The organism is Candidatus Paracaedibacteraceae bacterium (assembly GCA_019636055.1).
Taxonomy (GTDB): Bacteria; Pseudomonadota; Alphaproteobacteria; order Paracaedibacterales; family Paracaedibacteraceae; genus Paracaedibacter.
Genome location: JAHBYH010000002.1, coordinates 247,383 through 271,519, shown reverse-complemented (window position 1 = coordinate 271,519; position 24,137 = coordinate 247,383). Strand labels below are relative to the sequence as shown.

Here is a 24,137-nt window from a genome sequence, read left to right as displayed (position 1 = left end):
CATAATCCAAGGAGGAAGGTTCGGAGGAGAAGCCAGAGGCGGTGTGCTATCCTGTTGTATGAGAAGAGCTGTCTCTCAAGCCTGTGTTATCACTTAAAGATCAATGTCTTGATTTGTCTTATTATCCCGTTGAATAGCGCGATCAATTAATTGATCAATGTGGGTTGCTTGGTCAAAAGTATCATCCGCATAAAAACGTAAGGCCGGAATATATTTCATGGTTAGGTTTTTTGCAAGGGCATAACGAATTTCACCAGCCATTTGGTTCAGATGAACTAGAATTTCAGTTGCATCTCCGCCGCCTAAAGGCATCACAAAGATTTTAGCATGCTTGAGATCCGGCGATGTGTGGACGTGCGTTAATGTCACAGATCCAACGGATAGTCCGCGGCGTGAAAAATCTCCACGCAGCAGAATGCCAGAAAGAATGTGCCGAATTTCTTCGGCTACACGTTGTTGTCGTTGGGAAGGCGCCTTCGCTGACGGCTTTGATCTCATTTATCTAATCCTTAGAGTTGACGGGCAATGGTTTCAATTTCGAAACATTCGATAATATCACCAGGACGGATATCGTTATAGTTTTCAAAGGCCATACCACATTCATAGGATTCTTTGACTTCGCGGACTTCTTCTTTAAAGCGCTTAAGGGTTTTGAGGGTTCCTTCATGGATAACAACGTTGTCACGAAGGAGACGAACTTTACCACCACGTTTAACCATACCATCTGTAACATAACATCCGGCAACTTTACCCACTTTAGTAATATTAAAGACATCACGGATTTCAGCGTTACCCAAATATTTTTCACGGAGTGTTGGTGTCAAAAGACCAGATAGGACAGCTTTTGCATCGTCAATCAAATCATAAATGATTGAATAGTAACGAATATCGACACCATCGCGTCGCGCTAGATCCCGAGCTTGAGGATTTGCACGAACGTTAAAGCCAACAACCAAAGCATTGGATGCACGAGCCAAGGTGATATCAGATTCATTGATTCCACCGACACCGCCGTGAAGAACGCGGACAGCAACTTCTTCATTTGCAAGTTTGCTCAAGCTTTGAATAATTGCTTCGAGAGACCCATGAACGTCAGTTTTGACAACAATCGGCAATTCCTTGATATTACCGGCTGCGATTTGTGACATCATTAGTTCCATGCCTGTTTTGGCTGATGCAGCAGCTTTGGCTTCTTTTTCTTTGTGTTGACGATATTCTGCAACTTCGCGTGCTTTTGCTTCGTCTTCGACAACGATAAATTCATCGCCGGCTGTTGGAACACCGTTGAATCCTTGGATTTCAACAGGAAGTGACGGACCGGCAGCATCTAATTTTCGACCGAGATCATTTAAGAGGGCACGAACACGGCCCCATTCAGTACCGGCAACAAAGATATCACCAACCTTCAGGGTTCCTTTTTGTACCAGAACCGTTGCCAGTGTACCACGACCGCGATCAACCTTGGCTTCGACAACGACACCAACAGCTTCACGATTCGGGTTTGCTTTTAGTTCTAGAACTTCTGCTTGTAAGAGAATGACTTCTTCGAGTTTGTCGAGGTTAAGTCCTTGCTTTGCGGAAACTTCAACTGACATGATGTCACCACCATATTCTTCACAAACCAAACCGTGGTTCAATAATTCACCACGAACACGATCCGCATTGGCTTCCGGTTTATCAATCTTGTTAATAGCAACGATAATTGGAACATTGGCTGCCTTAGCATGGTTAATTGCTTCGACTGTTTGTTCCATGATCCCGTCATCAGCAGCCACCACAAGGACAACAATGTCGGTTACATTTGCACCGCGAGAACGCATTTCTGTAAAGGCTGCGTGACCAGGGGTATCGATGAAGGTAATTTTCTTTGACGATGGTAATGTTACCTGATAAGCCCCAATGTGCTGTGTAATCCCACCAGCTTCGCCTGCAACAACGTCTGTTTTACGTAACGCATCCAACAATGAGGTTTTACCATGATCAACGTGTCCCATGATAGTCACAACAGGGGCGCGATGAACCAGATTTTCTGTACTGTCTTCAACACCGCGGATTCCAATTTCAACATCGCTATCAGAAACACGTTTTGGAGTATGACCAAATTCCCCACAAATAAGTTCAGCTGTATCGGCATCAATTGGTTGGTTGATCGTTACCATCATCCCCAACTTCATGAGAGATTTAATCACATCTCCGCCACGAACAGCCATACGGTTTGCGAGTTCACCCACGGTGATAAATTCAGGGATGATGACTTCACGAACTACTTTTGCTTGATCAGAATGGGTGTTTTGTCCTTTTTGCTTCTGCCGTGCTCGGCGTAGGGATGCCATGGATCGACCGCGACTGAGTTCTTCACCATCTAAAGCACGACTTAAAACATTGCGATTTAGCTTACGCGGACCGTCACTCATTTCTTTTTTAACAGGCATGACAACTCTTTTAACGTCACCACCGCGATTTGACCGACGGGCCGTGGTGGATGATTCATCATCTTCGTCATCCGCGTCCCTGACTTTAGGGGTGTGTTTTGGTGATGTTACCTTGTGATCCGGTTGCGGTTCATCCAGAACATGTGACGGGATACCAGCATCCACCTCATTATTCTTTGTTTCACTCGCTGGTTGTTTGGTTGCTTCTTTACGAGCTTCTCGTTCAGCTGTTTCTTTTTGGCGGTGCTCTTCTTCTAAGCGACGGAGTTCTTCCTTATCGTCGAGCAGTTTCTGATTTTCTTCGCGACGTTTTGCCTCGATTTCTTCACGCTTCGCTCGTTCTTCAGCTTCTTGAGACTGGTTTTTTATAGCCTCTTGTAAGGCTTTCATACGAGCTTCAAACTCACCTTCTGTCAATTTTCCTGAAGCGACAGCTTTGAGCGTATTTTGAGCTTGTCTTGTATCGCTTGCCGATGTTGTTCTTTTCTTTTTGACTTCCACGGCAACAGATTTTGTCCGCCCGTGGGAAAAACTCTGACGGACCTGATCTGAATCACCCGATTTTTTGGCACCCGTGTTAAGGTTCAGAGTTAATGTTTTTTTTTCGCCTTGCTTTTGATCCGTCATTATTCTTTCCAATCGTTACTTCATTTCTTAAGCCTTAGGCTCTTCTTTAAACCAGTGAGCACGAGCTGCCATAATCATGGTATTTGCTTGATCCAAAGAAAGTTGGTCATCTTTGATTACTTCTAGAAGTTCATCTCCTGCAAGGTCTGCAAAATCATCTAAAGTTTTGATATCATGCTCTGCTAACTTTAATAACATTTCAGCTGTCATCCCGTCAATCTCAAGGATATCTTCACTGACGCCAAGTTTACGTGCTTTTTCAAGAGAGTCTTTAGCGCGTTGTTCAACATAAGCGAGTGCTCGTGATTGAATTTCTTGGGCAATTGTTTCATCAAACCCTTCGATGCCGAGGAATTCTTCAATCGGTGAGAAAGATAATTCTTCAACAGTACTAAATCCATCGGCAGCCAAAAGTTGGGCGATCATTTCATCCACATCGAGCGCTTTCATAAACAATTCGGTGCGGGTGTTATACTCTTCTGTTCGAAGTTTTGCTTCTTGTTCTTCGGTCATAATATCAATGTTCCAGCCTGTCAATTGGCTTGCCAGACGGACATTTTGACCACGACGACCAATAGCAAGGCTAAGTTGATCTTCGGCCACAACCACATCAACGCGGTGTGCTTCTTCATCCAAAACCACTTTGATAACTTCGGCAGGAGCCAAGGCGTTAACAACAAAGGTCGCTGGATTGGCTGACCACAGAACAATGTCAACTTTTTCTCCTTGAAGTTCTGTGACGACGGCTTGAACGCGAACACCGCGAAGTCCGACACAGGATCCAACAGGATCGATCGAGGCATCAGAAGTGTAAACAGCCATTTTAGCTCGGCTCCCTGGATCACGCGAAACAGATTTTACCTCGATAACACCATCATAGATTTCCGGAACTTCTGATTCAAATAATTTAGCCATAAATTGGGGATTGGTTCTTGAGAGCGAAACCATTGGGCCCCGTGCATCGGGGCGAATTTCAGCAACAAGAGCGCGAATTCTATCGCCGCCACGGAATACTTCGCGTTGGATTAAATCTTCACGACGAAGAATTCCCTCTGCTCGTCCTAGATCAACAACCACATTTCCAAATTCAACACGTTTGACGATCCCGCTAATGATTTCGCCGGCACGATCTTTGAATTCAGCATATTGATGTGACCGTTCAGCATCGCGAACTTTCTGAATAATGACTTGACGAGCACTTTGAGCAGCAACTCGGCCAAATTCAATCGGGGGCAGCGGTTCTGTAATTTCGTCCCCAATTTGGCATTCTGTATTATGATGCTTGGCATCAACCAGAGCGATTTGTGTGAGGGGGTTTTCGACTTCTTCAACAACGGTTAAAACTTTCCAAATGCTAACATCACCGGTATGATTGTCAACCTTGGCACGAACGTCTTTTTCAAATCCATACTTAGCCCGAGCTGCTTTTTGAATTGCTTGTTCCATCGCATACAGGACTTCATCCCGTTCAATCCCTTTTTCGCGGGCAACAGCTTCTGCTACCGCCAACAATTCATGACGTGGCTGGTTGATGGAGTGGTCAACTGGTGTAATTCGTCGTGTTGTCACAGTCGTAAGTCCTTTTAATCCAGATGTTAATCAAATGTAATATGTAGTTTTGCAGATTTAATATCTGAAAACGGTAATGTTAAACTTTCAGTCTCTTTGTCACTGAGACGTGCTTTTAGAGTAATCTCAGTTTCAGTCGCTGACTCAAGGATACCATAAAATGTCTTGCGGTTACCAATGGCAAGATGTGTTTTCAGCGTGATTTCATGACCAACAAATTGCTGATAATGTTTTGGCTTAACCAACGGACGATCCATTCCTGGCGAAGAAACTTCGAGAGAGTATGCCCCAGTGATCGGATCATGCTGATCTAATAAAACAGAAGAGTAACGGCTGACTTGTTCACAATCTTCTAATGTAATCCCTTGTCCGTCTAGGCGGTCAATCATGATTTGAAGAGTTTTTCGTTTTAGACCAGACATTTGGATGCGAACAATATCGTACCCCATATGGGTTAATGACGGTTCCAGTAATTCTTCTACTTTTTTTAAAATATCCACGCTTTGTACCCTTTAAGTGCGTCTTTTTCCATGACGCAGGTAATAAAATATCTTTGTGCAGTGTTGCCAAAGCACACATTGAATTTATGTCGAAATCGCTAAAATATCAAGGTATTTTTGAAAAATATCTAAGTTGATAACTATTAATTGATTGGGATATAGTTATTATTATAACTTTATTTTAAACTTGGAGAGAAATAATGGTTAATATTATACAAAAACTGATTTTTTCTTTATTTATAATATTTTCATTAACGAAAAATGTTCATGGCGATGATCTTTATGATACTGAAGAGGAATTTTCTAGGGCTCAAGAAACCACCCTTCACAAGACACTCGCTATCGCAGGAGGGGTTGCGGCTGCCACTGCTATTCCGTTATTGGCTTACTCGCTTTTGCCATCCTCAACCACTGAATTGAGAAATGCCCAAGGTGACGTAATTTACTACCCTCATGAGATTATAACGCTGGAATCGGGCCAAAGTTTTGTTTACTTCAGTTATCTTGATCCTGTAACTCAATGTGTTTTGGGATGTATTGATAGTTTGGGTGGTGTTTGCAAGACGTTATTTTTTAGGGGAACTGGGTCCACGGCGATCGCTGAAGATTGTATGATACCTGTCACAAGTAATCAAACGATACTGACAGATGTATTTTGGAGTGTTGGTAATTCGGTTATGAGTTTTTTTATGACAAAGCGTCCGCAGTAAGATGTGGACAATGATGAAATTATTCTATCTTTTATGTTCTCTGGGTTTTTCAGTAGATTCTGATTCAAATGATGAGATATTTTTAAAAGCAACCGAATCTGTTGCTAAACATCAGATTTTATTCAGAACTGATTCGGATGGGGTTTTTTCTAATTCTGAGGATTTTTCTGCCTTTTTTAAAACGGTGCTTCATGATACGGGTACGTTTCATTCAGAAAACCCCCCGTCACCTGAGGATTTTTCTATTTTATATCAGCGGATTAAATCGTTTAATCACATATGGGAGTTTTTAATTCAAGATGTGGTTACGCATGCGCAACAATTTCTATCTAAAGCTCAAGGTAAACCAATGTTTATGCTTGCTGCTCAGCAACAAATTGAGGCTGTATATTATTATTGTTCTCAGTGGTTTCATAAAATTGCCGTTTTATATCGTCAGGAAATATTTCTTTTAAAGTTAATCTCTTCCGGCTCTAATGCACAAAGATTGATTAGAGACATTGATCACTCTGATATATATTTTTCTGACATTAACGTTGCTACAATTCTGCGAGATTTATCAGGTTTAATGCCCCATAAACAGAGATTCTCAAATCCTGTGAGTGATGTTTTAACGGGTGCTGAGAAAGTTCAGTTATTTAGTGAAATTGTTAAACCGGCGAATGCGTCTTTTGTTTTTTTTCTTGATGAAGAAACAGCATTTTCAAGTTTAGAGGATTATGCAACGAGATTCAGGGAATTACTGACCTCTGTTCATCAAATCGATGACAACCAAATTAAAGAAAATATCAAGTTTTTAGATAAAATACTGACGTACATTTTAACGCAAAGTGAAGTCAATATAATGGCGTATCATATTAAGGCATTGGCGGGAGATGAACAGTTATATCTTGCTGCTAGGGGTTGTCTTGACCAAGCAACGGCGTTTCTTAAGCGGTGGTTGCCTGTCTTTGTCTTGCTGTATCATAGTCAACTCCTAAAATTAGAGAATGCCATAGATGTTCTAGCGTTTAGCGATGAAGGAAGAAAGTTTTCAAACGAAATCGTGCAGGAGTTTCTTGCTCGTATTCAATTATAATAGACTTGACGCATTCTAGTAGACATCCTATCTTAAGGGAGCCACTATTTTGAGGATAACATGGTTAAAATTCTGCCCACTGATTAGGTAATCTCGGCATCTTCGGTCGGAAGATGCGCCAACTGACAGGTTTTTCTTGTCAGAACGATTTTATTTTACCTAATCAAAAGGATTTTAATGATGTCTCTTTCTACAAAACCAGCTTTATGGCTGATTATTTTCATTGTGGGGTTGCCCCTTTTATCAGAAACGATTTACAGCCCTGCTATGCCTCGCATTTCCCAGGCTTTTGGTGTCGACGAAAATTTAGTTGAATTTACGCTGACGATTTATTTAATTGGATTTGCTTTTGGTACATTATTCTGGGGTTTTTTGTCCGATCGGATTGGGCGAAAACCGTGTATTCTTATGGCGTTCTTTATTTATATGATTGGTTGTATTGGTTGCGGATTATCTTCTTCTATTCATCACCTTATTCTTTTTCGCTTTATTCAAGGATTAGGAGGGAGTGCAGGAAGTGTTTTAGGGCAAGCTATTTGCCGCGAAGCCTTCCAAGGAGCCGATCGAGGACGTGTTTTTGCCAGTGTTGGTAGTGCCCTTTCTTTGTCACCAGCTTTGGGGCCAACGCTTGGTGGCATCATAACACAAAATTTTGACTGGTCTGCTGTCTTTGTGGTCTTAACCTTTTTAGGGGGGGCGGTAGTTTTGATTGTCCAATCCAAATTGCCCGAGACGAATCAATCGATTGGTAAAAAGGATTTCAACCTGTTAACTGTGGCGCGTCACTTATTTTCAGATAAAAGAGTCTTGGGATTTATCATGATTATTGGGGTGATTAACGGTATTAGTTTCAGTTATTATGCAGAGGGTTCATTTATTATGATTGATATGTTGGGATTAACACCAGTTCAATTCGGTTATACCTTTATGCTTTTAGCTTTAGCTGGTATTTTGGGAGGCCTCACAGGGCGTCGGTTATTTGCGCTCCATACAGCTCGAGACATTTTAGAGCGCGGGCTTGCTATTTTATTGGCGGGTAGTTTTTTATTAGCAGGGGCTGTTGTGACTCTGCCGATGATTCAGGCATCGAATGGTTGGCTTATCGGCGCGATTATTTTGGCCATGACAATAATGATGTTTGGTGTTAGTTGGATTACGATCAGCTCATTGAGTTCTGCTTTGGAAGATTATCAACATGTTCTGGGCACAGCTTCTGCTTTATTTGGTTTCAGTTACTATAGTTTTATCTCGTTGGTAACTTTTGTTATGGCTGAACTTCATAATGACACAATCTTTCCGATGCCATTTTTCTTTCTGAGTATTACGTTGCTTGGCATTATTGGATACCGTGTTTTGATTAAGCCAAGCATGGTCATTCAACCTGCTTAACCCCAATGATTATCGACCTATCCTGCGGTTTTGCCATTTACTAAAAATGTAAACGGGAATACCGCAGGCATAGGCCACAAAGCAAACCATTAGATTTTCCAAACCAGAGCCAAAAATAGCCCATATACAATAAGCACTACCTAATAAAACAGCTAGAATAACTTGTGGTTTCAATTTAACAGTAAATGAATGACGCAGTAATTTAATGGATGCTAGAGCCGAGGATAAGTATGTGCCCAAGGTCATAATTGTCCCAATAAGAATCATATTGTTAAATTGTGTTACAAGCGATTTACTATAATTCATCGACATTAAAATTGTCATCAAGATACTTGTAAAGACAAGACCAAAAACAGGTGTGCCATTGTCGCTTAATTTCTTAAACGCTTTAGGAAATAAACCTTCTTTAGCTAAGGCATAGGGGATTTGTCCTTGCATAATAATCCAACCGTTTAACCCCCCAAAAATGGAAATAAGAACGCAGAAACCAACAATGGGTGCAACCCAAGAGCCAAATATTAATGTTGCGGCATCGACAAAAGGAGCGTTGGACTGAGCCAGTTTGTCGGACGGAATAAGACCAAAGACAACGGCTGTAATAATAATATAAATCATTGCCCCTAATAAGGTGCCAAATAATGTCGCACGAGAAATAGTTTTGCCCGGGTTTTCAACGCTTTCAGCAGGAACTGTTGCGGATTCTAAACCAATAAAGGCCCACATGGTTATTGCTGCTGCGGCATTAACTGCCTCTAACGGGGTTTCATGATTTGGGTTGAAGGGAACGTAATTGTTAATATCAATAAAATACCAACCGACGAGGGCGACTGCAACAAGGGGGGATATTTTTATGATAACAGTCAAAACTTGAACAAAACCACCATACTTAAGGTTACGACAGTTTAAAAAGGTCGTTAACCAAATCAACGCTGTTGCGACACCAAAGCTTGCTATTTTGGATTCGGCTAATACGGGGACAAAGTGTGATAGATAACTAACAAAAGCAAGGGATACGGCTGCGTTACTTGACCAAGCCATAATCCAATAACCCCACGCCATAAAAAACCCCATTTCATCGCCGTATGCTTGGCGTGTAAAGCTAAAAGGGCCACCTGCACTGGGATTATGGAGAGATAGTTTAGAAAAAACATAAGCAAGGCTAACAGCGCCCACGGCAGTGATCATCCAACCTAGAATGCTAATTGGGCCAACATGGGCAAGAGAGGCTGGTAAATAAAAGATACCAGAGCCGATCATGTTCCCTAAAACTAAAGAGGTTGCGGTCCAAAATCCAAATATGCGCAAAGGTTTTGTCATGACGATTTTACTTCGTTGCTCTGATATTTTTTATTTTGCCTAATTAACCAATATAACGCAACACATCCGATACTACTTAAAAGCATGGTTATGGTTGCCGGGTATAATGTTCCTTTATTGAACCATCCAACAAGGTAGGAATAAATGCCAGCTAAGACCATCTCAACCAAAGCTAAGACAGCAGATGCAGCTCCTAACTGAGATGCAGGAACATTTAAGCTTCGTGTTGCTGAGTTTGAAAAAACTGGGGCGAGGCCAACACAAAATACAATCAAAGCAATCACGATACAAATAATGGATTGGGCATAGCTATAACTCACTATGTTTAGGATAATGCTACCGATCACAGTTATCGTTAGTCCGATCCTCAGCATTTTGTCGACACCAAGATGGGAAACAAGTTTTTGGTTGAGTAATGCTCCAACCATATACGAAGCAGGGCCTATAGCAGCATAAACTGCATAATCTTGAGTATTGAATTTTAATGTGTCAATAAAATAGAAAGGGGCGAGTGTTATCCATGCCCATAACGATCCATAAGTCATCCCAGAAATAAAAGAATTACCAATCACAGAAAGATTGGTAAATAAAAAACCATAAGTTTTAAAGGATTTTCTTAGATTCAGGTCTTGTCGCTGTTCTTGCTGAAGTGTTTCGATAATAAACAGTTGACTGATGCCCCAAATGAAAAAGGCTGTGATAGAAATCAAGGTAAAGTTCATTTGCCATCCCCAATAGGATGAAATATAACTTCCTAAGATCGGTGCTACTGTTGGTGAAATGGCAATAGCCATCCCCATGATCGAAAATAATTTTGAACACTGTTCATCGGAATAAGAATCTTTAATCATGGCCGTTGAAATGACATAGCTGATACCAGCGCCCATCCCTTGGAATAGTCGGAATAAGATTAATGTTTCGATGGTTGTTGCTAGAAGGCTGCCTAGGCTTGCTAAGGCAAAAATGGCGAGACCGCATAAATAAACGGGGCGTCTGCCAAAATGATCAGATAAAGATCCTCCGACCAATCCCATAACAGAAAATGCAACCATGTATAAACTGATTGTCAGGACAATTTTATGATCAGGAACACTAAAATAAAGAGCCATTTCTGGCATGCTTGGCAAATAAAGATCTGATGACATCTCGAATACAATAGCTGCTAAGACGAGAAGTGTTGGTAAGTAAAGTAATTTATTTTTTTTCATTATAATTTAAAATGGGGCTTTAACAGCCCCTCTAATCCGTTTTTCTCAGATTTTAGTTAACAGATGTTTGCTCTTGGTTTTGTTGTTCATACAAACTATTAAAATCAATTGGTGCTAACATCAATGGAGGATAACCACCATCCCGGGTCATATCAGCGATAATGTTGCGGGCAAATGGGAACAACAAGTGGGCTGCATCAACCATAACGGCGTGTTGAACGGCAGCTTCAGCAACGGATTCATCAACACTGACAACAGCGCCATAACTCAGCTCAACGATAAACATCGTATCTTTACTGCGTTTTGCTTCGACATTAAATTCTAGAACCAACTCAAAATTGCGTTCCCCTAGGTTTTGGGCTTTTGCTTGAATGCCAACAGAAATTTCAGGTTGTTCTTGGCTGTCGCTTGTGAAGATGGCCAAGGGATTAGGATTTTCAAAAGACAAATCGCGAATGTATTGCGCACGAACAGTTGTTGTTGCAACGGGGGCTGTTGCGGAATTGGTTTTTGCCATGTGTTAATACTCCATAAACATATAGTTATGTCCTGAGTCTAGCAATTGCATATAAGGGTCGTCTACTATATTATGGAAATAAGTGTATTTTTTAGGAAGTTTTGCTGTGGGACCTATGTTAGAATTACTGTTTTTTGCGATGCTGTCAGCGTATATATTTTATCGACTATGGTCTGTCTTGGGACAAGAATCTGAGGCTGATGAGGAACGTCGAGAAGAAAAACGCAAAAAACTAGAGGCAATTCTTGAGGATAACATTATCCCAATGCCGCAACGTAAATCGGCTGAGCCTTTAATTCATGTGGAAGAAACGGATTTAAAATCAGGCGTGCGTGATAGTCTTGAACTTCTAAAAAAAGCAGATCAAGCCTTTGATTTCAGTAAGTTCATCAAAGGAGCAAAAGGTGCTTATGAGATGGTTAGTAAAGCTTTTGCTGATGGTGATTTAGATACGTTGAAATTACTCTTATCCCCTAAAGTATATGATGCCTTTTTCAGTGAAATTGCTGAGCGACAAAAACGTGATGAAACCTATGAAATAAGTATAGAGTCTTTTGATCGTGTAGATGTCGACGCGATTGAGGTGCATGGTGACGATGTTTATATAGCTGTTCGTTTTAGAACACATCAGATTCTTGTAACATCAGATAAAAATGGCAATATCATTGAAAATCAGGCAAAAATTAGTATCCCTGTGACTGAAATTTGGACTTTCCATCGAAAGATTAGTTCAAGCGAACCAAATTGGTATCTTGTCAAAACGCAGACATAATTTTAATTGCATATTCAGATGTTAATGCTTAATTATCAGATAAACTTATGATGAGTTTATGAATTGAATTTATCCACTTTTGTTACGATCTTAGATCAGCTTCGTCTCCCCGTTTTATTTGGATTTGGGGTGATGGGGTTTGTTTTCTTTTTTTTACAGGTGCGTAAATGGATTTGGTTCATGTGGTTCATCTTAGCATTACCTGTCTCGTACCCATTTATTGAACACTTCTTGGATCGTAAAAAAAACTTGGCGCAGCCAATCCATTTGCCTCTTAAGGTGATGCACCAAAATTGTTGGGGGGAAAACCCGGATACAAAACCAATTTATAAACAAATACAAGATGTTATGCCTGATGTCATTTTGCTACAAGAGTGTACGCCGGACTTGTATTGGAAAATTCGAAAAGATTTGGTTCCACGAGGGTATGCGCTGTCTTCAGAATTCGAAGATTTTGACCCACAGCATCATCATCGCTATAATCGCCTTGTTGTTTTAACAAAGGGTTTTAAAGTCCTTAAGCGATACCGTCTTAAACATCATCCTGTTATGATAGTTCATGCACGATCTTTTAAAACTGGAAAAAAATACAGATTTATCAGTGTTCATCTTGAGCGCGTTTACGATGTTGATGGGGCTTATTATAAAGAAATTGCTGAACAAATCGGTGGTTTTGATGGCGAAACTATTTTATCAGGTGATTTTAATATGGTGCCCTGGTCAAAGCATTACCAAGATTTTTGTGAATACTTAGGTCTGAAAGACGGCCTTAAGGGCAAAGCACTGATTGCAAGTTATCCGGCACCACGTAAATTTAACTCCCAGTCCTATAAAGCACCGGCGTTTTTACCGATTGACCGTTTACTTATTTCTCCAGGTTTATCGACGCAGCAGGCTAAACGCTTGCCGGCATTGGGTTCTGATCATTATGGTTTTACAGCAACCCTATCCTGAGCCGAATAAAATGATTAATCGGCTCAAAATTTTGTTTTATCTGAGCCGATTAATGCGGTTTTACAATTTTGTATGGCCTGCAACTCGAGGTTTATCATAGAATAATGTCCAGGCATCATTGGCGCTTAGTGTCAATCCTGCTTGTCTTAACAAATCTTGGGTTTGGGAATCGTTGTCTGAAGTTAAAACAAATAGATGCTGAGGAATGGTATCGGATAAAGGAAGTACTTTATGGTTTGCTTTAAGGTGACGGGCATAGTCGACCATTGTTTTAAAGCTAGAAACCTTTAATTCAGTAGAAACCTCTTTGTTAAATGCCCAAACGCACGTTGCCATGGCATCGGTATTGTCAGTTATGGTGCGGAACGCTTGGTGTAACGGTTGATGTTCGGCTTTATCATAACTGGTCGGGATTTTCCCAAAAGCGAGCAAACCTACGCAAACGGTATCAGCAAAAACCAATTGTAAATGCCACGCATTTCCATTTTCTTTTCTCTTTAATTGATTAGGGACAATATTTCCGATCGTCACGGCATTATCCCCTAACAGATCGCCCATTTCTATGTTATAGTCAGCGATTAGTTGAGTAGCCATTTCTGTTGTTGCTGAATCAATTGACTTTAACGTAACCCCATTTGCCGAATAATTTTGGTCAGCGCTATGGGCAGAAAGCATCAAAATTATAGGCAGAGAAAATAATTTTTTTAACATTGTAAACTCCTGTTCGTGGTTATTAATTTTTCTTACGCCCCTTAACGACCCAAGTAACTGCCATCATCATTCCTTTTATATAAGGCAATAAACCTAAGGTTAGTCCTGTAATAACAGGTGGCCAAACCAAGATATGGGTCATCAAAGATGGGGAATAGGTAAATTCGACATAGGATGCAGCAGGTAGAACAATATGCCCAACAATAGCAATTGTAAAGTAAGCAGGTGCATCATCAGATCGAATACTATCAAAATCAAGATTACATTTTCCGCACTGATCTTGGATTTTTAAATAGCCATTAAACATTTTTGCTTGGCCACATGATGGGCATGTTCTTAAAAATCCGCGTTTCAGTGTGGTGGGTAAGGGAGTTGTCATTTGATCACCTCATGAATTGAAATCCAACGGGCATCCCCCTCAATAGAAGGCAGGGTATTTAAAAAGGTGATTGAGGCAAAAGGTTGAGTCCAATCCCCTAATCCATAAGACAAAACGCCGTGGGTTGCATAAACGTGAACGGCAGCAGCACCGGCACTGATTAGATAGTTCGCACAGGCTTTCAGTGTAGATCCTGTATCAACCATATCATCGACAATAACGGCTATTTTCCCTTGAGGAAAAGGTTCGTTGGGCGTGATAAAAACTTGACCCGCTTTACGTTTCTTAAGAAGAGCTATGACGGGGACATTCAATGATTCTGCTACGTACTTAACCCGTTGAACGGATCCCTCGTCAGGCGCAATAAGAACCATATCACCCAAGGAACGGGATTTGATGTCTTCTGCAATAAGAGGCGATAGACATTGATTGTGAATACCGTCAAGGGGTTGGTGTAAATCAAATGTTTTGATGGATTTGACATGGGATTGCTGTAGCGGCAAGAGTAGGGTTGTTAAATATTCAGGTAATTGCCTGCCATAGGATATATAGGGCAATATTACATGTACCAAACATCCTGTTATGCCCAACTTCATGACCAGAAAATACAAGAGGACCCAGTCATTATGATCACGACAGTTATGAACGAGGGTAATTGATTGCTGAGCCCAGTCTGACGGAATAACGATGTTGTAGGCCCCGTCACAATAGACTTCAGGTTTAAAAACATAGTCTGTTTCTTTTGCTAAATGTTGTGATGACGGGGTATAACAATAAATCATGAATTTTCCTCAAACCAAGATTGGAACATTAGAATGTTCCATAAACCATATTGCCAATTTCGACCGCCTGTTAGGTGTTCTTGCCATTTCATCTGAACAAAATCAGGATTAATTAATCCACTAGCCTCTAATTTTTTGCGGTCAAGCAATGTACCGGCCCAATCCTTTAACGGCCCTCGTAACCACTGATCTAATGGAATACCAAACCCTTGTTTTGGTCGTTCAATAAGTTCTTTTGGAACGTGGCGGTAAAGCACTTGACGCAGTGGCCATTTTGTTATTCCCTGTTTTAATTTTTGTTCAAGGGGCAAAGACCAAGCAAATTCAACGACACGATGGTCCAACAAAGGAACACGTGTTTCTAGACTATTGGCCATGGCTGCGCGATCAACTTTAACCAGAATATCATCGGGAAGGTAACTTAACGTATCTAAATACATCATCTGTTCGGTAAAGGATTTGGTTTTTTCAGACCCTTGGATTGATTTTGCAAACGGAGATGCGCCTGTTGATATTTTACTAACCGCATCATGGTGGCGCCAATGGCTGATAAGGGAATCATAAATAGCCATATGATCAACGGGAATAATATCTGCCACTTTTTTAATTTTGTCCCCAAGTTGATTGGGAACACCTGGTAACGTCTTGCCAATGGCATTCAGGGTATGGGTTGGAAGTGCTTTAAGGGCAAAAGCAGCAGTTTTGCGTAAGGGTTGTGGCAACCAGCGAATGCTGTTCCAGATTTTTTCAACCATCAAATAGCGGTTATATCCCGCAAAAAGTTCATCACCAGCGTCGCCGGATAAGGAGACTGTTACCTTTTGACGGGCTAACTTTGCAACAAGGTAAGTGGGGATTTGCGAAGAATCAGCAAAAGGTTCACAATAAATTGACGGTAAATTAGGAATGACATCCAAGGCATCTTGGTTTGTGACATAAAGTTCTGTATGATCTGTTTTTAAATGCTGAGCGACTGCTTTGGCGTATTCAGCCTCATTAAAACCAGCCTCATTAAAGCCAATTGAAAAAGTTTTAACCGGAGAGGATGATTGTTTCTGCATCAAGGCGACAATTGTGGATGAATCAACCCCACCCGATAAGAATGCGCCTAATGGCACATCGGCGAGCATTTGTTGGCTGATAGCACGGCTTAAAAGATCTTCGAGTCGATCGACAACAACTAAATCTGAAAGAGATTGCTGTTCTAAGCAGGCCTCCAAAGACCAATAACTCACCTCTTCAGGCATCAAATTGGCTTGTAAGTCAACCTGAGTAAAACGACGATAGGTTCCGGGAGTTAATTTTGAATAGGATTGATAGATGCTGTATGGTGCCGGCACATAGCTGTATCGTAACATTTGATCAACGGCAATTGGGTTGAGCTGACCTTCAAAACAAGGATGTTGACGGAAAGATTTTAGTTCACTCCCGAATAATAATGCACCTTTTGACCACCCATAATAAAGGGGCTTTTCCCCCATTCGATCGCGAGCAAGAATGAGTTCTCGACGTTGGTGATCCCATAGGGCGATTGCAAACATACCGACTATTTTTTTAAGAGTTGCCTCTAACCCCCAAAATTCGATCGCTTCCAGAATGACTTCTGTATCAGAATGGCCGCGCCATTGACGTGGGTTATGTTGATCTAATTCAGAACGGAGTTCTTGATAATTATAGCATTCCCCGTTAAAGATGATGGTCAGTCGTCCTGAATGACTGTGCATAGGTTGACGTCCATTTTCCGATAGATCTAAAATAGCTAGACGACGATGACCAAGGGCTATTCCCGATTCATCGCTCCATTGACTGTCACCGTCAGGGCCACGATGAACGATGCAATCTGTCATTGATTTTAAAGCAGATAAACGGTCATAAGTTGCCGTTCTATGGTAAAATCCTGAAAATCCACACAAAGTTCTTTATCCTTGATTATGCTCGATGGTATTTGTCTTAAGAATACTGAACTAAGCTTGTAACCACAAAGGGTTTTTTAAGCTTGCAATAAATTCTTTATGGGATTTTTTATCCGCTTCTGACAAGGGGAAGGAGCGTTTTGGACGGGCTTGCAATGATGATGGCGCAACTGTGGGTATATTTTCTTGGATGATTGCTTGTTTTTTTTGGTTAAAGGAGAATGTAACTTGTCGACCCCCCTTTAATTCTAAATAGACATTCGCCAATAGCTCCGCGTCAAGAAGGGCACCGTGTTTAACACGGGCTGATAAATCGATACCGAATCGTCGGCACAAAGCATCTAATGAAGCAGGCGACCCCGGAAATTTCTGCCGAGCCATAGATACTGTGTCGATAGCCCGTGTCATAGGAAGAGGGTTGCGGCAAAGACGTTCTAGTTCGGCATTGATAAACCCCATGTCAAAGGAAGCATTATGAATGACAAGGGTTGAATCAGCAATAAAATCCAAAAAGGGATCAACGACATGAACAAAAAGAGGTTTGTCATATAAGAATTCAGTCGTAATACCACTGACTTTGGATGCGCCAGGTGGGACATCGCGTTGAGGGTTAACATAAGTATGATAGGTTTGCCCTGTCGGTAAAAGATCGATCAACTCAACACAGCCGATTTCGATAATACGGTCGCCTGTTTTCGGATTAAATCCTGTTGTTTCTGTATCGAGAACGATTTCTCTCATAGCTTAAGATGCTCCAAAATCTTGATGAACTGAATCCAAGTATGGTGATGCCCTGCGCCAGAATCAACCACAAAATCTGCCCGGTGTTGTTTTTCAATTTGGGGCATTTGTTTGGAGAGTAAGCTCTCCATTAAGTCAGCTGTCATATTTGTTCGCCTTAGAATGCGTTGACGGATTAACCAATTCTGACTTTGAGTTAGGATTACCCAATCACACAAGGACTCTAGATTTTTCTCAAAAAGTAAGGGGATGTCTAAGATAACAAAAGGAGAGCGCTTTTTTTGATGAAACGATAAAAATTTTTCCCGTGAAATAGACAACTCAGGGTAGAGAATGGCCTCAAGTTTTTTTAGATCATTGGGGTTTTGTGCAATGGTATTTCTCAGCAATTGACGATCCAGTGACCCTTGAGTCATACATAAAGGGAAAAGAGTGACAATTTTTTGCCGGATTGCTTTTTTTTTATATAAGGTTTGAACTTCACGATCAGCATCCCAGACAGGAGCCTTTAAGATCACCTTGGCGCGATGCGTGAGGCTTGATTTTCCAGAAGCCATGGATCCTGTTATGCCCAGAACGATCATGATTCTCATAATTTTTTATTCATATTGCTTTAGTATGCGGTTTAATTCTGTATTCTTCAAGGGATGATCAATATAGTTGTGTTAACTTTTTAAGAGTTAAAGTAACTGATTTCAATTGTTTAATTTGAAATCTGTCAAAAAAATATATTAATTAATGAATTGTTAATTTTACTAAGTAATACTGAATATATATTCATACTTTTGATTAAGGTGAAGCCAATGAAATATTTTGTATTCAGCTTCATAACTTTATGTTTATTGGGGTACTCTCCGGCAAGTAGCCATGAATCCGATCAAAGTATTTACACACGAATGATCAGCAGTGCCATCATGTCGACGATGGAAGAGCATCATTCCTATGACTGGAAAGAGATATCAGATACAGCGTCAAAATTTTGGAAAGACCCTAGTTCTGCATTAGATCAAGAGGTTAGGCGACTCCAGGGTAAGTTTCAGCGATTCCTATTCAGTACATTCTTAGGAGACCAAGCTTCCGTCAAAAAAATAATGAAGCGTTATTTTGATTATCAATTAGAATGTCTTGTTGCTGACCATGAAAAAGCCCCTATATCTAGATATCAGTTTTGGAGTAAAATCCCATCCCATTATCATGCTATTCTTGCCTTTGAGTTGCTTGCTGTTGAATTGGGAATAAAACTTGACCATAACTATCATGAGATGTTTTCTTTGGTCTCTGAACGAACACGAATGATTGAGGATGCTGCAGAAAAACTAATGAATAATGCGGAAAAGGGGACAGGTACTCCACCGCCACCGGCACCCCCACTACCATCCAGTGTTGTATCTTTTATTCCAAAACCACCACAGTCACCGTCGTTAAAATTAAAACACCTGACGAAAGATCGTGCACAGAAACTAAAAAAACCAACACCTTTAACTACGAATCAGTTGGCAGAAGATTTAAGTGGGTTAAAAAAGACGACAACCCGAGCCGGGTCATCGTCATTATCTGAAAATGTATTAGACGAAATTCGCAAAGGCAGTTTTATGCTGAAACCAGCATCTCAGCGTGTTTTAAAAGAACTTCCTGCTGATAATCGTGATAACGATCTTCTAGCGATTCTCAGGAATCGTTTTGAACTGATTCGTCCGATGCTATCAGAAAACGATTAAAATTCGTATTTGAATCCAATGCTAATAGCAGGATAAGTTCGAAGATACTTTTTATCATTCAATAGTTCTTCTGCACCGTATCTAAGTTTGCGCATAGCCTCTTCACTAGCTTGTGCTGGTCCATTAGCTGTTACTTTAGCGCTAACTTTACTCATGAAATAAATACCCGCATCCATGGTTAGTGTCCAGTTTGATCCGCCAAGTTTACGAAAGTCAAAACCTGTTCCAACGTAATAACTGATTGGATTTTTATAACGATATCGACCATGAGTATAACCCAAAGCTTGTCGTAGAGGATTTGGATCATTTGAAAAATCTCTGTTTAAGCGAATTTTGGTTGCATTATAACCGCCACCAATGCTCAAGCGCCACCAATTCGTATAGAAATACCAATCAGCATACAAGGTAACGGTTACTGGGCGAAATCTGACATCATGATATTTTACACCATCGAAAGACATGGTTTTGCGGAAATGTTCCCACCATGTACCTTGGAGGCGAAGACCAAAAGTTTCATTAAAATGATAACCGACTTCACCGGCGATCCCCAACGTACTAATACGCAGGCCGGAGTTCCAATTTCCTGCGCTTGCTTGGCTCATTATGGCCGTTGCGATAAGCGCAGATTGCATAATTTTATTCATTTTCAAATACCCTTTTTATTACATATTGCCATTTATAGGACATTTTTAGAAAATTTTCCAGCAATTGTATTTTAAACTTTTAATTAACCTTATTTGTTTATTCTAAAAATGGGGAGAAATTATGCTCAGAATTTTATCTTATTCCCCTCATTTGAGGGATCATCTTAACATCAGAGAGACATTGAAAAACCTAAAAATAAATGCTGAAGAAGTCCATATTGATTCTGTTTTTAGTTTTGAGATTATTCCTGAATATATCAATCGTTCTTTAACATCGAATGTTCCTGTTCATCTGATATTATATGTTCCGCAGGTAAATTCTGTCATTCTTAATATTTTACCTCAACGAATTCCTGTTGTCTGTTTGTCTGGAATAGAAGATCCAGACTCTGTTTCCCCATCAGCTCGAGATTGGGTTTATTTTTATGATCAAGGATCGAACGCTGATTTTCTAGATTTAGTCAGAAAATGTTTGGAACTACAGAAAACACGTTATGAGTTATCTGAACAACATACAAGCAACCTTCAGGCTCATCTAAGCCAATCGCAATTTATAGAAATTATTGGTGATCATTTAAATCGTGCTTTTATTCTCGAGACAAATTCAGGTCTTTGTTTATTAAATTTGGAAACCTATGACTCGAATCCGTTTAACCGGCACCGTGTTGCGCAATGTATCAAAAAACTTTATGCACCGGTAAAAAATACTTTACCCCCTAAATGGCACTTATATTCTTACTCCACCATGAAAATGGCTCTCATTATTGATGATATTCATGATAAAAATTTATTTTCACAACAACTAAATTCCCTTTATCAGCAAGTCACGAGTTATTTTGCTGCTCAAAATTTGGTTGTCAGTATTGATGTGGGGGTTGTTATTACCGATTCAATTTCGGTTGATCCTTTTCAGTTTTATGATCAAGCTCAATCAGCTCTTGCTATTGCTAAACGCAAGGGACACGGATTTATTGAGTATTATGGTTACGAAGAAGCAAGCAAGCTTTTATATGCGACACGTTTAGAAAGTGATTTAAAGCAAGCCTTTTTAAAAAAAGAGTTGTTTGTTGTCTATCAACCGTTAATTGATTTAGTCACACTAAAACCTGTTGGGATAGAAGCTCTTATCCGTTGGACACATCCGGAATTTGGTCCCATATCGCCGTTTGATTTTCTGCCAATTATTGAACGATTAAATGCAATGGATACACTGGCGGATATCGTTTTTGATCAAGCTTTTTCTACATTAAAAGATCTGCAAACTAAAGGGTTACAGTTAAAATTATCTATTAATATCAACGGCCAACAATTTATCTCAGGCAAACTTATTCATACAATTCAAAATAAGCTCGCTCAATTTCAGTTGTCCCCTAAGGATATAGAGCTTGAGATTACCGAAGAAATAGATTTAAATCCCCTTGCTCCTGCTTTATCTCAGCTAACAGAACTTCAGGACCTGGGATTTAAAATTGTTATTGATGATTTCGGGGTGGGTTATTCATCCTTGCATTATTTAAGCCATTTCCCTGTTGATAAAATTAAGATCGATAAATCATTTATCCAGAATTTAACGGAACGCAAAGTAAAAATATTAGAAGCAATTTTAAACCTAGCCCATTTCCTTAAGATTGAAACACTTGTTGAGGGAATTGAGACGAAAGATCAGCACGAAATGTTGAAATTTATTGGTACTCACTATGGACAGGGTTATTTATTTTCTAAACCCTTAGATCAAGATCAGCTATTGACCTATCTTGCAACGTTTGGAATTACTGATTTATCTATTTAGTTCTATGATTTTGTAATAGGTTAATGTTTTCGTTATTAACGTTGGTAACGCCAGATTGTTAAGAGAATCTCTAGGATACCGTGTTCCAGTATATTCTGAATGAGAGACTTGTTTGACACACCGCAAGATTAATGTGAAGTGGGTGAAAACGTGTTTAACATACCCATCCAATAATATTTGTCCGGGGGTTAACGGGGGGAGTTCTTCTTCGTAATCAACCCATTCACTGGTTGGCAGACTCATTAAATTAGCAAGTAATCCCCGATCTGGTCGTTTGATCAAAGCAATTTCATTCGACAGATTTTCATCCCAATAGGCATAAGTATAGCGAGTTGGTTTTTTTGATTTGATGGCTTTGACAGGGATTTGGTTTTGTTTATTTTGGGCATAGGCTAAACAATCTTTCGCAATAGGACAGGAGTCGCATTTTGGCGTTTTTGGTGTGCAAATTGTTGCTCCTAAGTCCATCAAACTTTGAGCAAAATCTCCGGATCGATTGGGCTGGTAAGGCGATACAATATCAAAAATTAAATCTTTTAACTTTGGTAAGGGTGTTTTTAGGGCCAAAAGTCTTGATATAACACGTGTGATATTCCCATCAACGGGAATGATTGGAAAGTCATAAGCGATAGATGCAATAGACGCAGACGTATAAGCACCAATACCCGGTAGTTTGATTAATTCATCAGGATTCCTAGGAATCTCATTTAATTCTGAGAGAGCCAAGGCACAGGCATGCAAGTTTCTTGCGCGGGAATAATAGCCTAATCCTTGCCATTGATGATAGATATCATCCAATGAAGACTGTGATAGATCTTGTAGAGTTGGCCAACGTTGTGTAAAGCGGATAAAATAATCTTTTACGGTTGCAACGGTTGTTTGCTGTAACATCACTTCGCTTAACCATACATGGTATGGGTTTGGTCTCTCACCAGATGCTGCACGCCAAGGAAGGATGCGTTGATATTGGTCATACCAACACAAAAGTTTGCGATGAATTGAGTCAAAAGCTTTAGGATCCACTGATGGCTCTGATCTTTTGTGACAATACTGGGGGAATAGTCAGGTGTAATTTTTCTAATGTCTGCTGATTGACGACAATTTCTGACGGAACATCATGACTAACAGGATAAGCCCCTGTTGATTTTCCGGACAAAATTCCTCCAACAATCTCGGCTGTTTTCTCTCCCATGGCTATTCGATCATAAGCCACAGCAGCAAGAGCGCCATCTTTGACTGATTCTGAATCATTAGCAAATAAAGGGATGTCGTTATTTTTTGCAACCTGTGCCACGGCTGCTGCAGCTGCCATGGTTGTATTGTCGTTTGGGAAAAACAAAGCATCGATTTTACCGATTAAACTTTTGGCAACTGTTGCGGCTTCGGCTGTTGTATTCACAGCACCACGCACAAAAATAATACCGCGTTGTTTGGCTTCTTGTTCCATTTGATTCAGAAAAGCAACAGAATTGGTCTCGCCCGGGTTATATAAAACACCAAGCTTCTTGATTGCCGGGATAAACGCTGCAATCATTTCTAATTGTGGTTCTGATGGCATATAATCACTAATTCCTGTCACGCCGTGCGTTGTTTTATCATAAGCCGATACTAATCCTGCCGTTATGGGGTCTGTGACAGCAGAAAAAACTAAAGGGATACCGGCATCTTGGGCAGGTTTCATCAATAATTGGGCACTGGTTGTCGATAAGGCAACGATCACTTTCGGGGGGAGTGCTATAAATTTCTTTGTTATTTGGGCAGCAACACTGGTATTTCCATGAGCATTATCATAAATAATTTTTACTGTTTTCCCATCAACAAGCCCTTGTTTTTCAAGACCCTTAATTAAGCCATCGCGAACAGTGTCTAATGTTTTATGACTAATGATTTGTGTAATAGCGACAACAGGTAAATCTTGGGGTTGATCGTGATTAAAAAATTTAAAAATAAAAATAAGGGAGACAATGATAATTGTCCCCAGTCGAAACAGTTTAAATAACATTAAGCTTCCTTTTTGTCCCGTCCCAGACGCTTGTCTAGATCACCGGACATGCTTTCAGATGCCAGGGACAGGTAACTTCCAATATGTTCACCATTAATGACGATTTGGGGCACAGTTCTTTTTCCGGTTTTGGCTTCCATTTCGTCAATTAGTTTTTTATTACCACGAACATTAATTTCGCGGTAAGCAATTTTCTGTTCGTTCAGAATATCTTTTGCGCTTGTACACCAGCTACATAGATCCGATGTATAGATGACAACTTCGGCTTCTTTTTTATCTGAGTTAACAACTGTATCCTGTGGTAACGGTTGATTGCGACGTGCGTCACAGGCGGATATCATTGACAAGGCAAAAGCCCCTAGAATAAACTTTTTCATAGACAGAT

Annotated in this window: 24 protein-coding genes; 7 read left to right on the top strand and 17 right to left on the bottom strand. The window is 40.3% G+C overall.

Annotated elements, in window-relative coordinates:
• Positions 1-93 precede the first annotated feature (93 nt).
• Genes rbfA through KF820_04755 form a run of 4 tightly spaced genes read right to left on the bottom strand, consistent with a single transcriptional unit; the run spans position 94 to position 5,128 of the window.
• A complete protein-coding gene (gene rbfA, locus KF820_04770; protein MBX3457653.1) occupies positions 94-498 on the bottom strand; it encodes a 30S ribosome-binding factor RbfA in 405 nt (134 codons plus the stop codon).
• 11 nt (positions 499-509) lie between these two features.
• Positions 510-3,059, bottom strand: coding sequence for a translation initiation factor IF-2 (gene infB, locus KF820_04765; protein ID MBX3457652.1), 2,550 nt, complete (start codon positions 3,057-3,059; stop codon positions 510-512).
• A gap of 27 nt (positions 3,060-3,086) precedes the next feature.
• Positions 3,087-4,628 carry a transcription termination/antitermination protein NusA gene (gene nusA / locus KF820_04760; GenBank protein MBX3457651.1) on the bottom strand — a complete coding sequence of 514 codons (1,542 nt, stop codon included), beginning with the start codon at positions 4,626-4,628 and terminating at the stop codon, positions 3,087-3,089.
• Between the two features lie 26 nt (positions 4,629-4,654).
• Positions 4,655-5,128, bottom strand: a complete 474-nt coding sequence (locus tag KF820_04755) for a ribosome maturation factor RimP (protein MBX3457650.1) — start codon at positions 5,126-5,128, stop codon at positions 4,655-4,657.
• A 200-nt stretch (positions 5,129-5,328) separates the two neighbouring features.
• Between KF820_04755 and KF820_04750 the strand changes: the two genes are divergently transcribed.
• From KF820_04750 to KF820_04740, 3 genes are all read left to right on the top strand, one after another.
• Complete coding sequence (locus KF820_04750) at positions 5,329-5,838, top strand: hypothetical protein (protein MBX3457649.1); 510 nt, start codon at positions 5,329-5,331, stop codon at positions 5,836-5,838.
• Between the two features lie 10 nt (positions 5,839-5,848).
• Positions 5,849-6,916 (top strand): hypothetical protein, encoded by a 1,068-nt coding sequence (locus KF820_04745; protein MBX3457648.1) that lies wholly within the window; start codon positions 5,849-5,851, stop codon positions 6,914-6,916.
• 180 nt (positions 6,917-7,096) lie between these two features.
• Positions 7,097-8,305, top strand: coding sequence for a multidrug effflux MFS transporter (locus tag KF820_04740; protein MBX3457647.1), 1,209 nt, complete (start codon positions 7,097-7,099; stop codon positions 8,303-8,305).
• A 9-nt stretch (positions 8,306-8,314) separates the two neighbouring features.
• Here the strand turns inward: KF820_04740 and KF820_04735 are convergent, their stop codons facing one another.
• From KF820_04735 to secB, 3 genes are read right to left on the bottom strand one after another with little or no spacing between them, the layout of a single operon-like run.
• Positions 8,315-9,622, bottom strand: coding sequence for an amino acid permease (locus tag KF820_04735; protein ID MBX3457646.1), 1,308 nt, complete (start codon positions 9,620-9,622; stop codon positions 8,315-8,317).
• Positions 9,619-10,830: a multidrug effflux MFS transporter gene (locus tag KF820_04730; protein ID MBX3457645.1), complete on the bottom strand. Its 1,212-nt coding sequence runs from the start codon at positions 10,828-10,830 to the stop codon at positions 9,619-9,621. Before KF820_04730 ends, KF820_04735 begins: the two co-directional genes overlap by 4 nt.
• Before the next feature lie 52 nt (positions 10,831-10,882).
• Complete coding sequence (gene secB, locus KF820_04725) at positions 10,883-11,347, bottom strand: protein-export chaperone SecB (GenBank protein MBX3457644.1); 465 nt, start codon at positions 11,345-11,347, stop codon at positions 10,883-10,885.
• A 106-nt stretch (positions 11,348-11,453) separates the two neighbouring features.
• Between secB and KF820_04720 the strand changes: the two genes are divergently transcribed.
• Entirely contained in the window at positions 11,454-12,119 is a 666-nt protein-coding gene (locus KF820_04720; protein ID MBX3457643.1) for a Tim44/TimA family putative adaptor protein, read from the top strand.
• Positions 12,120-12,182: 63 nt separating this feature from the next.
• Positions 12,183-13,073 (top strand): endonuclease/exonuclease/phosphatase family protein, encoded by an 891-nt coding sequence (locus KF820_04715; GenBank protein ID MBX3457642.1) that lies wholly within the window; start codon positions 12,183-12,185, stop codon positions 13,071-13,073.
• A 60-nt stretch (positions 13,074-13,133) separates the two neighbouring features.
• On the opposite strand, the gene KF820_04710 is transcribed toward KF820_04715, so the two are convergent.
• The 6 genes from KF820_04710 to coaE are packed head-to-tail and all read right to left on the bottom strand — an operon-like array spanning position 13,134 to position 18,192.
• A complete protein-coding gene (locus tag KF820_04710; protein ID MBX3457641.1) occupies positions 13,134-13,784 on the bottom strand; it encodes a hypothetical protein in 651 nt (216 codons plus the stop codon).
• A 22-nt stretch (positions 13,785-13,806) separates the two neighbouring features.
• Positions 13,807-14,163, bottom strand: a complete 357-nt coding sequence (locus KF820_04705; protein ID MBX3457640.1) for a DUF983 domain-containing protein — start codon at positions 14,161-14,163, stop codon at positions 13,807-13,809.
• Positions 14,160-14,945, bottom strand: coding sequence for a hypothetical protein (locus KF820_04700; protein MBX3457639.1), 786 nt, complete (start codon positions 14,943-14,945; stop codon positions 14,160-14,162). Before KF820_04700 ends, KF820_04705 begins: the two co-directional genes overlap by 4 nt.
• Positions 14,942-16,858, bottom strand: coding sequence for an asparagine synthase (glutamine-hydrolyzing) (asnB, locus tag KF820_04695; GenBank protein ID MBX3457638.1), 1,917 nt, complete (start codon positions 16,856-16,858; stop codon positions 14,942-14,944). Before asnB ends, KF820_04700 begins: the two co-directional genes overlap by 4 nt.
• A 51-nt stretch (positions 16,859-16,909) precedes the next feature.
• The gene (gene dnaQ, locus KF820_04690) at positions 16,910-17,599 is read right to left on the bottom strand and encodes a DNA polymerase III subunit epsilon (protein MBX3457637.1); all 690 of its coding nucleotides are present in this window, start codon (positions 17,597-17,599) and stop codon (positions 16,910-16,912) included.
• The gene (gene coaE / locus KF820_04685; protein ID MBX3457636.1) at positions 17,596-18,192 is read right to left on the bottom strand and encodes a dephospho-CoA kinase; all 597 of its coding nucleotides are present in this window, start codon (positions 18,190-18,192) and stop codon (positions 17,596-17,598) included. Before coaE ends, dnaQ begins: the two co-directional genes overlap by 4 nt.
• Positions 18,193-18,402: 210 nt before the next feature.
• Between coaE and KF820_04680 the strand changes: the two genes are divergently transcribed.
• Complete coding sequence (locus tag KF820_04680; GenBank protein MBX3457635.1) at positions 18,403-19,317, top strand: hypothetical protein; 915 nt, start codon at positions 18,403-18,405, stop codon at positions 19,315-19,317.
• Here the strand turns inward: KF820_04680 and KF820_04675 are convergent.
• On the bottom strand, positions 19,314-19,961 hold the full coding sequence (locus KF820_04675) for a hypothetical protein (protein ID MBX3457634.1): 648 nt from the start codon (positions 19,959-19,961) through the stop codon (positions 19,314-19,316). The genes KF820_04680 and KF820_04675 overlap by 4 nt on opposite strands.
• A gap of 121 nt (positions 19,962-20,082) precedes the next feature.
• Between KF820_04675 and KF820_04670 the strand changes: the two genes are divergently transcribed.
• The gene (locus KF820_04670) at positions 20,083-21,750 is read left to right on the top strand and encodes an EAL domain-containing protein (protein MBX3457633.1); all 1,668 of its coding nucleotides are present in this window, start codon (positions 20,083-20,085) and stop codon (positions 21,748-21,750) included.
• Here the strand turns inward: KF820_04670 and KF820_04665 are convergent.
• Genes KF820_04665 through KF820_04655 form a run of 3 tightly spaced genes read right to left on the bottom strand, consistent with a single transcriptional unit; the run spans position 21,739 to position 24,129 of the window.
• Positions 21,739-22,773, bottom strand: a complete 1,035-nt coding sequence (locus KF820_04665; GenBank protein ID MBX3457632.1) for an A/G-specific adenine glycosylase — start codon at positions 22,771-22,773, stop codon at positions 21,739-21,741. The two genes, KF820_04670 and KF820_04665, sit on opposite strands and share 12 nt — an antisense overlap.
• Entirely contained in the window at positions 22,763-23,752 is a 990-nt protein-coding gene (locus tag KF820_04660; protein ID MBX3457631.1) for an ABC transporter substrate-binding protein, read from the bottom strand. Before KF820_04660 ends, KF820_04665 begins: the two co-directional genes overlap by 11 nt.
• Positions 23,752-24,129, bottom strand: coding sequence for a glutathione S-transferase N-terminal domain-containing protein (locus tag KF820_04655; GenBank protein ID MBX3457630.1), 378 nt, complete (start codon positions 24,127-24,129; stop codon positions 23,752-23,754). The genes KF820_04660 and KF820_04655 overlap by 1 nt, the downstream gene beginning before the upstream one ends.
• Positions 24,130-24,137: the final 8 nt, after the last annotated feature.

Coding starts and splice junctions, on each gene's coding strand:
- KF820_04680 (MBX3457635.1), top strand. CDS start 18,403: ATGAAATATTTTGTATTCAGCTTCATAACTTTATGTTTATTGGGGTAC.
- KF820_04655 (MBX3457630.1), bottom strand. CDS start 24,129: ATGAAAAAGTTTATTCTAGGGGCTTTTGCCTTGTCAATGATATCCGCC.
- KF820_04660 (MBX3457631.1), bottom strand. CDS start 23,752: ATGTTATTTAAACTGTTTCGACTGGGGACAATTATCATTGTCTCCCTT.
- KF820_04750 (MBX3457649.1), top strand. CDS start 5,329: ATGGTTAATATTATACAAAAACTGATTTTTTCTTTATTTATAATATTT.
- KF820_04705 (MBX3457640.1), bottom strand. CDS start 14,163: ATGACAACTCCCTTACCCACCACACTGAAACGCGGATTTTTAAGAACA.
- KF820_04710 (MBX3457641.1), bottom strand. CDS start 13,784: ATGTTAAAAAAATTATTTTCTCTGCCTATAATTTTGATGCTTTCTGCC.
- secB (MBX3457644.1), bottom strand. CDS start 11,347: ATGGCAAAAACCAATTCCGCAACAGCCCCCGTTGCAACAACAACTGTT.
- KF820_04735 (MBX3457646.1), bottom strand. CDS start 9,622: ATGACAAAACCTTTGCGCATATTTGGATTTTGGACCGCAACCTCTTTA.
- infB (MBX3457652.1), bottom strand. CDS start 3,059: ATGACGGATCAAAAGCAAGGCGAAAAAAAAACATTAACTCTGAACCTT.
- KF820_04670 (MBX3457633.1), top strand. CDS start 20,083: ATGCTCAGAATTTTATCTTATTCCCCTCATTTGAGGGATCATCTTAAC.
- KF820_04745 (MBX3457648.1), top strand. CDS start 5,849: ATGATGAAATTATTCTATCTTTTATGTTCTCTGGGTTTTTCAGTAGAT.
- KF820_04700 (MBX3457639.1), bottom strand. CDS start 14,945: ATGATTTATTGTTATACCCCGTCATCACAACATTTAGCAAAAGAAACA.
- KF820_04675 (MBX3457634.1), bottom strand. CDS start 19,961: ATGAATAAAATTATGCAATCTGCGCTTATCGCAACGGCCATAATGAGC.
- KF820_04730 (MBX3457645.1), bottom strand. CDS start 10,830: ATGAAAAAAAATAAATTACTTTACTTACCAACACTTCTCGTCTTAGCA.
- coaE (MBX3457636.1), bottom strand. CDS start 18,192: ATGAGAATCATGATCGTTCTGGGCATAACAGGATCCATGGCTTCTGGA.
- dnaQ (MBX3457637.1), bottom strand. CDS start 17,599: ATGAGAGAAATCGTTCTCGATACAGAAACAACAGGATTTAATCCGAAA.
- KF820_04740 (MBX3457647.1), top strand. CDS start 7,097: ATGTCTCTTTCTACAAAACCAGCTTTATGGCTGATTATTTTCATTGTG.
- rbfA (MBX3457653.1), bottom strand. CDS start 498: ATGAGATCAAAGCCGTCAGCGAAGGCGCCTTCCCAACGACAACAACGT.